The sequence below is a fragment of the Streptomyces sp. A0592 genome (assembly GCF_004795115.1).
Classification (GTDB): Bacteria; Actinomycetota; Actinomycetes; order Streptomycetales; family Streptomycetaceae; genus Streptomyces; species Streptomyces erythrochromogenes.
Map to the genome: position 1 here is coordinate 39,997 of NZ_SSBM01000017.1, position 12,457 is coordinate 52,453.

General features: G+C 72.9%; 9 protein-coding genes. 4 read left to right on the forward strand and 5 right to left on the reverse strand.

Annotation, left to right across the window (positions count from 1 at the left end; genetic code table 11):
* Nucleotides 1–100: 100 nt before the first annotated feature.
* Nucleotides 101–1,516 (forward strand): amidase, encoded by a 1,416-nt coding sequence (locus tag E6U81_RS23360; RefSeq protein WP_136232042.1) that lies wholly within the window; start codon nt 101–103, stop codon nt 1,514–1,516.
* Between the two features lie 78 nt (nt 1,517–1,594).
* On the opposite strand, the gene E6U81_RS23365 is transcribed toward E6U81_RS23360, so the two are convergent.
* The 5 genes from E6U81_RS23365 to E6U81_RS23385 all read right to left on the reverse strand — a co-directional run bounded on the left by E6U81_RS23365 (nt 1,595) and on the right by E6U81_RS23385 (nt 8,593).
* Nucleotides 1,595–2,569: a carbohydrate ABC transporter permease gene (locus E6U81_RS23365; protein ID WP_136232043.1), complete on the reverse strand. Its 975-nt coding sequence runs from the start codon at nt 2,567–2,569 to the stop codon at nt 1,595–1,597.
* The gene (locus E6U81_RS23370) at nt 2,566–3,960 is read right to left on the reverse strand and encodes an ABC transporter permease subunit (RefSeq protein WP_240803974.1); all 1,395 of its coding nucleotides are present in this window, start codon (nt 3,958–3,960) and stop codon (nt 2,566–2,568) included. Before E6U81_RS23370 ends, E6U81_RS23365 begins: the two co-directional genes overlap by 4 nt.
* Before the next feature lie 10 nt (nt 3,961–3,970).
* A complete protein-coding gene (locus E6U81_RS23375) occupies nt 3,971–5,305 on the reverse strand; it encodes an ABC transporter substrate-binding protein (protein ID WP_136232044.1) in 1,335 nt (444 codons plus the stop codon).
* A 62-nt stretch (nt 5,306–5,367) separates the two neighbouring features.
* Nucleotides 5,368–7,104 (reverse strand): glycoside hydrolase family 13 protein, encoded by a 1,737-nt coding sequence (locus E6U81_RS23380; RefSeq protein WP_136232045.1) that lies wholly within the window; start codon nt 7,102–7,104, stop codon nt 5,368–5,370.
* A gap of 211 nt (nt 7,105–7,315) precedes the next feature.
* Nucleotides 7,316–8,593 (reverse strand): ABC transporter substrate-binding protein, encoded by a 1,278-nt coding sequence (locus E6U81_RS23385; RefSeq protein WP_136232046.1) that lies wholly within the window; start codon nt 8,591–8,593, stop codon nt 7,316–7,318.
* 167 nt (nt 8,594–8,760) lie between these two features.
* Here E6U81_RS23385 and E6U81_RS23390 point away from each other — a divergent pair, with 167 nt between their 5' ends.
* From E6U81_RS23390 to E6U81_RS23400, 3 genes are read left to right on the forward strand one after another with little or no spacing between them, the layout of a single operon-like run.
* Complete coding sequence (locus E6U81_RS23390; RefSeq protein WP_031151728.1) at nt 8,761–9,267, forward strand: PadR family transcriptional regulator; 507 nt, start codon at nt 8,761–8,763, stop codon at nt 9,265–9,267.
* Nucleotides 9,264–10,055: an ABC transporter ATP-binding protein gene (locus E6U81_RS23395; protein WP_136232047.1), complete on the forward strand. Its 792-nt coding sequence runs from the start codon at nt 9,264–9,266 to the stop codon at nt 10,053–10,055. The genes E6U81_RS23390 and E6U81_RS23395 overlap by 4 nt, the downstream gene beginning before the upstream one ends.
* A 2-nt stretch (nt 10,056–10,057) precedes the next feature.
* Nucleotides 10,058–12,406: an FtsX-like permease family protein gene (locus E6U81_RS23400; protein ID WP_136232048.1), complete on the forward strand. Its 2,349-nt coding sequence runs from the start codon at nt 10,058–10,060 to the stop codon at nt 12,404–12,406.
* The last annotated feature ends 51 nt before the right edge of the window (nt 12,407–12,457 follow it).

Genomic DNA, 12,457 nt, shown 5'->3' on the forward strand with positions numbered 1-12,457 from the left:
GAGGAAGTCCTGTTCGCCGACCGAAACCGTGCTTGACGTGGGGGCGGTGGGGCGCCAGCCTTGCCCGGAGTTACCGGTAGGTAGGGGCGAAGGGGTGGGCATGGACAGGGACGACGCGGACCTGATCTTCCAGGGAGTCGAGCGGCAGGCCGAGCTGGTGCGCACCGGCAAGGTCACCTCCCGGGCCCTCACCGAGGCCGCGCTGCGCCGCATCGACCGGTTCGACCCCGCCCTCGGAGCCTTCCGTGTCGTCCTCGCCGAGCAGGCCCTCGCCGAGGCCGACGCCCGGGACGCGGAGGCGGAGCGGCCGCTGGGCCCGCTCCACGGCGTGCCCATCGCCGTCAAGGACGAGCTCGACGTCGCCGGGCAGGTCACCACCTTCGGCGGTGCCGCCAACCGCACCCCCGTCGCCGCCGATGCGGAGGCCGTACGCCGTCTGCGCGCCGCCGGAGCCGTCGTCATCGGCAAGACGACGATGCCCGAATTCGGCCAGTGGCCCTTCACCGAGTCCGACACCCACGGCAGCGCCCGCAACCCCTGGGACACCACCCGTACCCCCGGCGGCTCCAGCGGCGGAAGCGCGGCGGCCGTCGCGGCCGGACTGATCGGGGCGGCGCTCGGCGGCGACGGCGGCGGATCCATCCGCATCCCGGCCGCCTGCTGCGGTCTGTTCGGCCTCAAGCCCCAGCGCGGCCGGGTCTCCACCGCCCCGAACCCCCACCTCTGGTACGCCCTCGGCACCGTGGGACCGCTGACCCGCACCGTCCGCGACGCCGCCCTCCTCTACGACGTCCTCGCCGGCACCACCCCCACCGACCGCTGGAGCGCCCGCCCCGTCACCACCGGCTGGCTGCGGGCCCTGGAGACCCCGCCCGGCCGACTGCGCATCGGCTACTGCGCCAAGCCCGCCGTGCCCGGAGTGCGCCCGCACCCCGAGCACGTCGAAGCCCTGCTGGAGACCGCACGGGCGCTGCGCGAACTGGGCCACGACGTACGGGAGGTCAACCCCCGCTACCCGGACGCGACAGCGCCGTTCGCGGCGCAGTTCTTTGGCGGGGTGCGAGCGGAGGCCGCCGCCGTCGAGCGCCCCGACCTGCTGGAGTCGCGTACCCGGAGCACCCTCGCGCTCGCCCGCCTGGTCCCTGAATCCGCCGTGGAACGCGGGATCCGGGCGGGGGAGCGGCTGGCGGAGCGCGCCGACCGGATGTTCACCTCCATGGACCTGCTGCTCACCCCGGTCGTGGCCGGCCGGCCGCGCCCGGTGGGAGCGCTGGACGGTGCCGGGCTGCTGACCGCGCTGGCGCGTTCGCGCCCGATGGTCGCCTACACCGCGCTGTGGAACGTCACCGGACACCCGGCGGCTTCCGTACCTGCGGGCCAGGGCACGGACGGCCTGCCGCTCGCCGTGCAACTGGTGGGACGCCGCGACGACGAGGTGTCCGTACTGCGGGTGGCGGCGCAACTGGAGGAGGCCCGGCCGTGGGCCGACCGCAGGCCGCCGCTGACCGGCTCCTGAAGGGCGGGCACGCCGACGCCTCCGCACGGGTACGGGTACCCGTGCGGAGGCGTCGTACGGAGCCCCGGCCGGCCGGCGCTATTTCACCGAGCCGGCCATCACGCCCTGGACGAAGTGCCGTTGGAAGGCGAAGAAGACGACCAGCGGGACCACCAGGGACAGGAAGGCCCCGGGGGCGAGGACCCCGATGTTGCTGCCGAACTGGCGCATCTGGGACTGCAGAGCGACCGTGAGCGGCTGCGATGCGGTGTCCGCGAAGAGCAGCGCCACGAGCATGTCGTTCCAGACCCAGAGGAACTGGAAGATGGCCAGGCTCGCGATGGCCGGCCGGCCGAGCGGCAGCACGAGCCGGGAGAAGATCCGCCACTCGCTGCCGCCGTCCATCCGGGCGGCCTCAAGCATCTCGCGCGGGATCTCGGCGAAGTAGTTGCGCAGCAGGAAGATCGCGAACGGCAGTCCGTAGGCGACGTGGAAGAGGACGACGCCCGCGATGGTCCCGAACAGGCCCACCGCGCCGAAGAGTTTCGCCACGGGCAGCAGCCCGATCTGCACCGGCACCACCAGCAGCCCGACGACCACGAGGAAGACGCCGTCCCGGCCGGGGAATTCCAGCCATGCGAAGGCGTATCCGGCGAGTGCCGCGATGACGACGACCAGGACGGTGGTCGGCACGGAGATCAGGACGGTGTTCCAGAAGGCCGCCCCGATGCCGGAATCCCGCAGCAGGGCGGTGTAGTTGTCCAGGGACAGCTGGGAGGGATCGGTGAGAGCCGTCCACCAGCCCTCGGTGGCGTTGTCCTGCTCGGAGCGCATCGAGGACAGGAGCAGGCCCGCCAGCGGTGTGATCCAGACGAGGGCGACCAGGATCAGCACGCCCTGGACGGCGGAGCTGCCCAGGAGGCGCGGGATCCGGCCCCCGCGACGCCGCCCGGGCGCCGACGTGCGGGACGAGGGGGACGAGGCTGAGGACGGGAGACGGGGCGGGTCGGCGGCCCGGACCGTCGCCGTCCGCCGGGACGGGCCGTGCCGCTCGACGGTGTTGTGGCCGCTCATGCCCCACTCCTTCGGAAACGCCGGACGTTGAAGATCATCGCCGGGACGACGAGCAGCAGGAGCACCATGCTGAGCGCGCTGCCGAGCCCTTGGTCGTTGCCGCCGCCGAAGGAGACCATCCACATGCGGGTGGCCAGCACGTTCGCCTCTTCCTGGACCGGACCGGGCGCGATGATCCACACGAGGTCGAAGACCTTCATCACGTTGATCACGAGGGTCACGAAGACCACGGTGAGCACCGGTGCCAGCAGCGGCACGGTGATCTTGCGGAAGATCTGGCCCTCGGTGGCGCCGTCCATGCGCGCGGCCTCCAGCGCATCGCGCGGGATGGCGGCGAGGCCGGCGCCGATCAGGACCATCGAGAATCCGGTCCAGACCCACAGGTACGCGCCGATGATGGCGGGCGTCACCAGCGCCGGACCGAGCCAGTTCACGCCCTGGTACGGGGCTTCGAAGTTGGCCGCGGGCAGCCGGAGGGCGTAGTCGCCGTCGGCCAGTCCGGTGAACCGGAAGGAGCCGTCCTCGGCCGTGGTGGCGGTGGCGGCCACCCGGCCGTCCCGTACGGCCTCGACCTTCATGCCGGGCAGGCCCTTCTCACCGGGATCGACCCGGCCCGGCGTGCCCGCCCCGCCGGGGGCGAAGTCGAGGTAGACGGTGCCCCCGATCGCGTCGGCGCCGGGTGCGGCGCCCGCCGGGGCGGCCGGGTCGGACGCGGCCGTCGCGCCGGCCGGCATCGCGTCGGGTGCGACCCCGATGAACCCGAGGCCGATCGAGCTCCCGGGCCGTACGGTCGCCGCGGTGCTGTACGGTCCGCCCGCCCCGCCCGTGAGGCCGTGGCCCTCCCGGGCCCGAGCCGTCGGGTAGGCGGCGGCGTCGTCGAAGCCGTCGTGGACGGCGACGGCGGCGGCATTGAGGACTCCCCGGTCCGGGTCCTGTTCGTAGGCGAGCCGGAAGATGATGCCCGCGGCGAGGAACGACACGGCCATCGGCAGGAAGAGCACCAGCTTGAACGCGGTCGCCCAGCGCACCTTCTCGGTGAGCACGGCGAGCATCAGCCCGAGTCCTGTGAGCAGGGTGGGGGCGACGACGACCCAGACCGCGCTGTTGCGGATGGCCTTGAGGGTGGCCGGGTCCTGCACGATCGCCGCGTAGTTGGCTGCCCCGACGAACCGGTCGCCGTCGGCGTCGAAGAGGCTGCGGCCGAAGGAGAAGAGGACGGGGTAGACGACCAGCGCGCCGAGCAGGAGCAGGGCCGGAAGGACGAAGACGACCGCGAGGCGGCGCTTCCTGCGCCGGGCCAGGCGCCGTCCGTCGGTCGCGGGCCGGCCGGTCGCGGGGCGGCCGGTCGGGGAGCCGTCGGCCGGGGAGCGGTCGGTCATGGTGTCAGCCATGGCGGTCGCCTCAGTTCCCGTAGGCCTTGGCGGCCTCGGCCTCGAGCTTCGCAGCGGTGCCCTGCGGGTCCGAGGGGTCGCGCAGGAAGTCCTGGAGGAGCTTCCACTCGCCCGCGCCCTTGGTGCCGCCGAACGCGGCCGGGGCCTGGTCCGACATGTCGAAGCGGATCGAATTGCCGGCCGCGATCAGCGAGTCGGCGGTGCTGCGCGTGGTGTCGTCGCCGTACGAGGCGAAGTCGACCTCGTTGTTCGGGGACAGGAAGCCGCCCGCGCCGGCCCAGACCTCGGCGGCCTCGGAGCCCGCCAGGAACTCGACCAGCTTCATGCCGGCCTTGCCGTTCTTGCCGTCCTTCAGGACGACCGCCGCGTCGCCGCCGCTGACCACCGGCGCCCGGCCGCCGTCGACCGAGGGGAAGGGGAAGAACTTGGCGTCCTGCCCGAGCTTCTTGCCGAACTGCCCCTTGGCGACACCGCCGACGAAGTCGCCCTCGTAGACCATGCCCGCCTTGGGCTCCGGGCCGAAGACCTGCGCGACCGACGAGGGGAAGTCGGTGCCCAGCGCCGCCTGGGCGCCGCCGGCGACGAGCTGCTTGTCCTTGAACAGCTCCCCGAGGGTGGTCAGGGCCCGCACGACGCTCTCGTCGGTCCACTTCAGCTGGTGCTGGGCGAGTTGGTCGTACTTCTCCGGTCCGGCCTGGGAGAGGTAGATGTTCTCGAACCAGTCGGTGAGGGTCCAGCCGTCCTCGCCGGCTATGGCGAAGGCCGGGCGGCCGGAGTCCGCGAGGGTGCGGCCGGCCTTCAGCATGTCGCTGTAGCTCTTGGGCTCGGTGACGCCGGCCTGGGCGAAGGCCTCCGGCGCGTACCAGACGGTCGACTTGTGGGCGGCCTTGAAGTAGAGGCCGTAGTACGTGCCGTCGACGGTGCCGTAGTTCTTCCACACCGGCGCGAGGGTGGACCCGGCCGTCTGGGAGGTCTGGTCGGACAGCGGGTGGAGCCAGCCCTTCTTCGCGAACTGCTGGAGCACGCCCACCTGGGGAACCATGACCACGTCGGGCGCGGCCCCGCCTTCGATCTTGCTTCCGACGAAGGTGGAGACGTTGTCGCCGGAGGGTACGAAGACCGTCTTGGCGCCGGTCTTCTGGGTGAAGGCGTCGAGGACCTTCTTGAAGTTCTCCTGCTCGGCGCCGGTCCACACACCCGCCACGGTGACGGTCTGGCCGCTGAGCTCGCCGCCGCTCGCGGGTCCGGTGGCGGCGCCGCCGCAGGCGGTGGTGCCGAGGGCGAGGGCGAGGGCCGCGGTGGCGGTGGCGGCACTGCGGCGGGTCGTCTTGCCGGGTCGTCGCATGAGAAGTCCTTTCGGGGAAGTCCGGGGCTGCTGGGGGAGTACGGGTGACGGGGACTGCGGGGTCACCGGGGCTGCGGGGCCACGGGCCGGGTGGGCCGAGGCTGCGGGGCCGCCGGGCCGGGAGCCGGGTACTCGCCCGCCCACCAGGCCGCGGTCGCCGCGGGCAGCAGCCCGTCGGGACAGGGGCCGCTGGAGAGCAGCGGCGTACCGGGGACCGGTGCGGGCACGGGCTCCGTGCCGAAGTTGACCGCGCAGATCAGGCCTTCGCCGCGGGCGATGGCCAGTACCTGCGCGGGCGCGTCCAGCCAGTGCAGGGTGCCGTCACCGAGTTGCGGCAGGGTGCGCCGCAGCTGGAGGCCGTCGCGGTAGAGGTGCCAGAAGGAACGGGTGTCGGCCAGGGCGCGGTCGGTGGCGTGCTCGGCGAACCACTCGGGCTGCGGCAGCCACGGCTTGACGCCGGCCGTCTCCTGGCTGAAGCCGAAGGGGGAGGCGTGCCCGGACCAGGGCAGGGGCACGCGGCAGCCGTCCCGTACGTGCTTGCGGCTGCCCGTACGGCGGAAGATCGGGTCGGTGAGGACCTCGTCGGGCAGGTCGAGGACCTCGGGCAGGCCCAGCTCCTCACCCTGGTAGACGTACGCGGCGCCGGGCAGGGCGAGCATCAGGAGGGCGGCGGCGCGGGCGCGGGCCGCTCCCAGTCCGCTGCCTTCGACCCCGGGCTCGCCGGCGTAGCGGGTGACCGTGCGGACCTGGTCGTGGTTGTTGAGGACCCAGGTGACGGTGGAGCCGGTGCCGGCGATGTCGCGGATCGCCTCGGTGATCGTCGTACGGAAGGCGTCGGCGTCCCAGGGCGCGCTGAGCAGGTCGAAGAAGAACGCCTGGTGCAGTTCGTCGGGGCGGACGTACTCGGCGTGCTCGCGTGCGGTGGGCACGGACACCTCGCCGACCAGGAGCCGCTCGTGACCGTCCCGGGCGGTGTACTCCTCGCAGACCGCGCGCCAGCGGCGCCACACGCCGTGCACCTCGGGCTGGTTCCAGGCCAGCTGGTTGACGGCGTCGCGGGCCCGCTCGTCCGCGGCGGGGTCGTCCGAGTCGGGCAGTTCCGGGTGCTTGAACAGCCCGGCGGCGACGTCGATGCGGAAGCCGTCGACGCCCCGGTCCAGCCAGAAGCGGAGCACGCGCTCGAAGTCGTCGCCCACGACGGGGTCGCGCCAGTTCAGGTCCGGCTGCTCGGGCGTGAACAGGTGCAGGTACCACTCACCGGGGGTGCCGTCGGCCGTGGTGGTCCGGCTCCAGGCCGGGCCGCCGAACATGGCGTGCCAGTTGTTGGGCGGCTCCTCGCCCTCCGGGCCGCGGCCCGGAGCGAAGTGGAAGCGGGAGCGGGCGGCGCTGCCCGGCGCTGCGGCGAGCGCTTCGCGGAACCACGGGTGCTCGCTGGAGCAGTGGTTGGGGACGATGTCGAGCAGCAGCCTGAGCCCGAGCCGGTGGGCGTCGGACACCAGCCGGTCGAATTCGGCGAGGTCGCCGTAGACCGGGTCGACACCGCAGTAGTCGGCGACGTCGTAGCCGTGGTCGTGCTGCGGCGACGGGTAGAAGGGGCTGAGCCAGATGCCGTCGACACCGAGCTTCCTGAGGTAGGGAAGCCCGGCGCGTACGCCGGCGAGGTCGCCGACGCCGTCCCCGGTGCTGTCGAGGAAGCTGCGGACGTAGACCTGGTAGATCACCGCGTCGCGCCACCAGGGGGCGGAAGGGGCGGCGCTGCGGGAGGGGTGACCGGTACCGGCCGGAAGGGTGCTGAGCATCTCGCGTCGACCTGTCTCTGAATGCGAGAGCGCCCTGGATCAGGTGCGCTGTTATGCATGCATGTTAAGTAGCAGCGACTGGAAGGTGTCAACGATGTGTCCAGAAACAGGTAAAAGCTGGGGTGGTTTGTCACCGAATGACCGGGTGCACGAAAGAGGGCTCCTACTTAACATGTAAGTAGGAGCCCTCAGGGAGGTAGCGGAAGTGCGATCAGCCTGTGCGGGAAATGGCCCCGAGCTCGCGCGCGAGCCGCGCCACCGCCTCGTCGGGCGTCTGGCGCAAGGCCATCACGTCCTGCCCCACCGCCTGCACGGCGAGGCTCACCTGGTCGTAGCGCGGACTCTTGGGGCGCGGGACCGCCGACAGCACGCTCTCGCGCAGGGTCGGCAGGTACGGATAGGCGCGCACCAGCTCGGGATCCTCGTACAGCGCGGCGCGCACCGGTGGCAGCGAGCCCTCGGTGAGGACCCGTCGCTGCACCCGTTCACTGGTGAGGTAGGCGATCAGGTCGGCCGCCGACGCCGGATGACGCGCATGAGCGCTGACGGCGAGATTGGAGCCGCCCAGCACGCTGGTGCCGGGACCGTCGGCGCCCGGCAGCGGCACGGCGCCGAACCTGCCCGCGACCTTGGACCCCGCCGCGCTCGCGTCCGCGTACACGTAGGGCCAGTTCCGCAGGAAGAGCAGCCGGCCGTCCTGGAACGCCTTGCGGGACTCCTCCTCCTTGTAGCCGAGTGCCTCGCGGGAGATCCAGCCCTCCCGCACCCCGTCCGCCAGGAACCGCAGCCCGGCGCGCGCCCCGTCGGAGTCCACGGTGACGCGGGCGCCGTCGTCGCGCAGGATCGAACCGCCCGCGGAGTGCACGGCCTCGGTGACGTTGACGGTGAGCCCCTCGTACGGGAGGAACTGGCCGGCATAGCCGTCCAGCCCGTGCCGCGGGGCGATCGTGCGCGCCTGGCGGGCCAGTTCGGACCAGGTGCGCGGTGGCTGCTCGCCCGCCAGGTCCAGGATGTCCTTGCGGTAGTAGAGCAGGCCCGCGTTCGTGACGTACGGGACCGCGTACAGACGTCCGTCGAAGGTCGCGGTGTCCACGACCGGCCGCAGGAACGCGTCCAGTGGGAACCGGTCCCGTTCGAGCGGGGAGATCCATCCGGCCGCCGCGAACTCGGACGTCCAGGCGACGTCGATGTTCAGCACGTCGAACCGGTCGCGGCCCGATCGCAGTTCGCTGATCATCTGGGCGCGGGTCTCGTCCGCCGAGTCGGGCAGCTCGACGAGACTCACGCGCTCGCCGGGACGGCTCTCGTTCCAGTCGTCGAGGAGCGGACCGAGGTAGTCCGTCAGGTCGCCCGCCGTCACGAGCGTCAGGGGGCCGCGGGCGTCGGAGGCGGCGGCGCCCGCGTCGGGACGCACGCCGAGACCGGAGTACCCCGCCAGCACGACCGCCACCACCAGGAGAGCTCTACCCGCGGCACGCATCCACCGCATAGATTCCTCCCAGAGCGCGATCCGGCTGCACTGCCGACCATCGTGGCCTATATATACCCGTTAGGCATGGGCGATACTAGACGTCCAGGCAGACAGGACGGACGTCGGCGACATCCGACCGTGCGCCAGTGAACGGTTGACTACGGAGCGGGAAGGAGGGGGAGCGAGTGCGGCTGGCGCTCCTTGCGCTCCTCACCCGTAGCCCTGCGCACGGTTACGAGCTCAAGCAGGACCTTGAGAAGCTCCTGGGCGCCGCGTACCCTCAGCCGAACGTCGGCCAGATCTACGTCACCCTCGGCCGGCTCGAGAAGAGCGGCCTGATCGAGGGCGAGGACGTCGAACAGTCGGGCCGCCCCAACAAACGCACGTACAAGCTGACGGACGCAGGGCGCGAAGCCGTACTGGCGTGGTTCGAGGAGACCGCCGAGGAACCCCGGGTACGGGACGAGTTCTTCATGAAACTGGCGCTCGCACCGCAGTCGGGTCTGGCCGATCCGATCGCCCTGATCAACAAGCAGCGGCGCCAGTACCTCAACACCATGCGGGACCTGTCGAAGCTGGCCGCCGCCGAGGACCGCGACAACAAGATCTCCCAACTGCTGATCGAGGGCGCCATGCTGCACCTGCAGGCCGACCTCGACTGGCTGGAACGCTGTCAGGAGGAGCTGGAATGAGCGACGACGCCACCGCCGCTCCAGCCGTGCCGCCCACCGTCCGCCCCGCCGTGCCCATCGTCCGCGCCGAGGGGCTGACCAAGACGCACCACGGCGAAGGCGCCCCGGTGCCCGCCGTCCGCGGCGTGGACCTGTCCGTCCAGCCCGGCGAGTTCGTCGCGGTGACCGGACCCTCCGGAGCCGGGAAGTCCACGCTGCTGCACCTGATCGGCGGCCTCCAGCGGCCCGACGGCGGCAAGCTCTGGCTCGACGGGGAACGGGTCGACGCATACCGCGAGGCTCGCTGGGCCGTGCTGCGGCGCCGCAGCATCGGCGTCGTCTTCCAGTTCTTCAACCTCGTCTCCAACCTCACCGTCGCCGACAACGTCGAACTGCCCGCCCTGCTCGCCGGAGTCTCCCCGAAGGCCGCCCGCGACTCCCGCGCCGAACTGCTCGCCGAACTCGGCCTCGAAGGCCGCGAGCGGTCTATGCCCGGCGAGCTGTCCGGCGGCGAACAACAGCGGGTCGCGCTCGCCCGCGCCCTGGTCAACCACCCCCGGCTGCTGCTCGCCGACGAACCGGCCGGCAGCCTCGACAGCAAGGGCACCCGAGAGGTGCTGCGGCTGCTCACGCGGTTCCACCAGCGCGGTCAGACGATCATGATGGTTACCCACGACGCCCGGATGGCCAGCGCCGCCGACCGCGTCATCAGCTTCTTCGACGGCCGAATAGCCGACGACGCACAGCTCGGCGGAGGCCGTCCCGGCCCGGCCGGCGGCGTCTCCGGCGTACTCGAACTGAAGGAGTGACCGTGCGGGCCACCCTGCGCTGGGCGCAGGCCGACTTCCGCGCACACCGCGGCGAAGCCCTCTTCGTCGTCCTGGCCAGCGCCGGGGTCATCGCCTCGCTCCTGCTGGCCGGCGCGCTGTTCGGCTACGCCGCGAACCCCTGGCAGCGGGTCTTCAACCAGTCCCACGGCGCCCACATCTGGCTGCACACCCGCGCCGGCGCGGACACGGACGCCCTGTCCGGCGTGGACGGGGTCGCGGCACTGTCGGGGCCCTACCGCACGACGGCGACCACGGTCGAGTCCCGAGGCGCCCGCGCCGGGGTCACCCTCCGCGCGGCCCCGGTGGAGCCCCCGCAGACCGGTCGGCCGCTCGTCGGCGCGGGCAGCTGGCTCACCGCGCCGGACGAAGGCTCCGGCCCGGGCTCGGGTCCCGGCTCAGGTCCCGGCTCCGTCGTGCTGGAGACCTCGGTCGCACGGGCCCTCTGGGCGGAGCCCGGCGACACCGTACGCGTCACCGGGCCGGACGGCGCACCGCACCTCCTGCGGGTGAGCGGGACGGCCGACGCGGCCGAGCCCCGCTACCAGCCGGGCGGCGCCGCGGGCATCGGCTGGGTGCTGCCCGCCACCCTCGAGGAGATCGCCCGGGGCGACACCGGACAGAGCGTGGGGCTGCGCCTGGAGGACCCCGGCGACACGGACTTCATCGTCCAACGCGCGGTCACCGTACTCGGCGCCGACCGGGTGGCCGAGGTCACCAAGTGGCAGCAGGCACGCGCCGACGCGGGTGGCGACGACCGGCTCCTGGGCGCGATGTTCGCCGTCTTCGGCCTCGGTGCCCTGCTCGCGGCCGCCCTGGCCGCGTCCGGGGCGATCGGCGCGCGCGTCCGGGCCCAGCTGCGGGACATCGCCGTCCTCAAGGCGATCGGCTTCACTCCCGGCCAGGTCGCCCGCGGCTTCCTCGTGCAGCACCTGGCCTTCGCCCTCCTCGGCGTGGCCCTCGGCACCACGGCGATCGCCCTGCTCGGCGCCCGGATACCCGGGCGGATCGGGGAGGCCGCCGCCGTGTGGCAGGACCTGCCCGGCCACACCGCCCTGATGATCGGCATCCCCGTCGGCGCGGTGCTGCTCATCGCGGCCTCCACCGGACTCTCGGCTTGGCGGGCCGGACGGGTGCCCCCGGTGCCCGTGGCCCGGGCCGCGCTGCCGACCGCCGCGCCGATGACCGCTCTGGGGAAGCGGGCGCTCGGCGTACGGGTGCCGCCCGCCCTCGTCCTGGGGTGGCGGGCAGCCTTCCCCCGACGCGGCCGGACGCTGGTGACGGTGGCCCGGCTCGCGCTGCCGCTGGTCCTCATCACGGTCGCCCTCGTCGCCTGGTCGACCCTGGACCAGTTCCGCAGCCGCCCCGCGCAGATGGGGCTGGCCGCGGCACTGACCGTACGGGCCGAGCAGCCCGCCGGACCCTCGGACGCGGAGCTGGAGAAGACCCTCGCTGCGGTCCCGGACATCGAGGCCGTCCATCCGGGCGCGGAGATGGCGGCGCTCGTCCCCGGACAGACCGGCACCATCACGCTGCGCGGACTGGGCACGGCCCGGCAGCCCTACCCCTCCGCAGTGGTGGAGGGGCGCGCGGTCGCCGGCCCCGACGAGGCGGTGGCAGGCCAGGGACTGCTGGACCTCCTCGGCGTACGGGTCGGCGACTGGGTAAGGATGACGGTCGGCGGACGGCCGCAGATCCTGCACCTCGTCGGCCGCACCATCGAGCCCGAATCCGGCGGCCGGGTGATCACCACCACCCTGGACGCACTGCGTGAGCGCGACCCGCAGCTGAGGCCCGCCTACCACGCACTGGTACTGCGCGAGGGGACCGACCCCCGGGCCGTGAGCGGCGCCCTCGCCACGGCCGCCGGCGCAACCCTGGAGATCCGCGAGACGCCCAACCCGGCCGACCGGCTGGAACCGGCCCGCGGAGTGATCGGCGCGCTGATCGCCGTACTGGCCCTCATCGGGCTGATCGAACTGCTGACCCTGATCGGCACCGGCGTACGCGACCGGGGCCGCGACCTGCTCGCCCTGAAGGCGATCGGACTCACGCCCCGGCAGATCGGCGCCATGATCGTGACGGCCGCAGGCCTGACCGCGTTCGCCGCCGCACTGGTGGGCACGACGGTGGGGCTCCTGTCCGGCACCTGGCTGGTGGACACCCAGGGCGCGTCGAGCGGCATCGGCGCGGGCATCGCCCAACTGCCACCGCTGCCGGTGCTGTTGACGGTGACCGCCGGGGCGGTGCTGGGCGCGGTGGGGGCGGCGGCACTACCGGCGACCCGGACGGCCCGCCGCCGCCTCGCCGATTCCCTCAGCGAGACGCTCTGAGGTGTTCGGGCGAGCACCGTCCGGCCGGCGCAGCGGCAGCCACGCCGACCG

Coding starts and splice junctions, on each gene's coding strand:
- E6U81_RS23360 (WP_136232042.1), top strand. CDS start 101: ATGGACAGGGACGACGCGGACCTGATCTTCCAGGGAGTCGAGCGGCAG.
- E6U81_RS23365 (WP_136232043.1), bottom strand. CDS start 2,569: ATGAGCGGCCACAACACCGTCGAGCGGCACGGCCCGTCCCGGCGGACG.
- E6U81_RS23370 (WP_240803974.1), bottom strand. CDS start 3,960: ATGGCTGACACCATGACCGACCGCTCCCCGGCCGACGGCTCCCCGACC.
- E6U81_RS23375 (WP_136232044.1), bottom strand. CDS start 5,305: ATGCGACGACCCGGCAAGACGACCCGCCGCAGTGCCGCCACCGCCACC.
- E6U81_RS23380 (WP_136232045.1), bottom strand. CDS start 7,104: ATGCTCAGCACCCTTCCGGCCGGTACCGGTCACCCCTCCCGCAGCGCC.
- E6U81_RS23385 (WP_136232046.1), bottom strand. CDS start 8,593: ATGCGGTGGATGCGTGCCGCGGGTAGAGCTCTCCTGGTGGTGGCGGTC.
- E6U81_RS23395 (WP_136232047.1), top strand. CDS start 9,264: ATGAGCGACGACGCCACCGCCGCTCCAGCCGTGCCGCCCACCGTCCGC.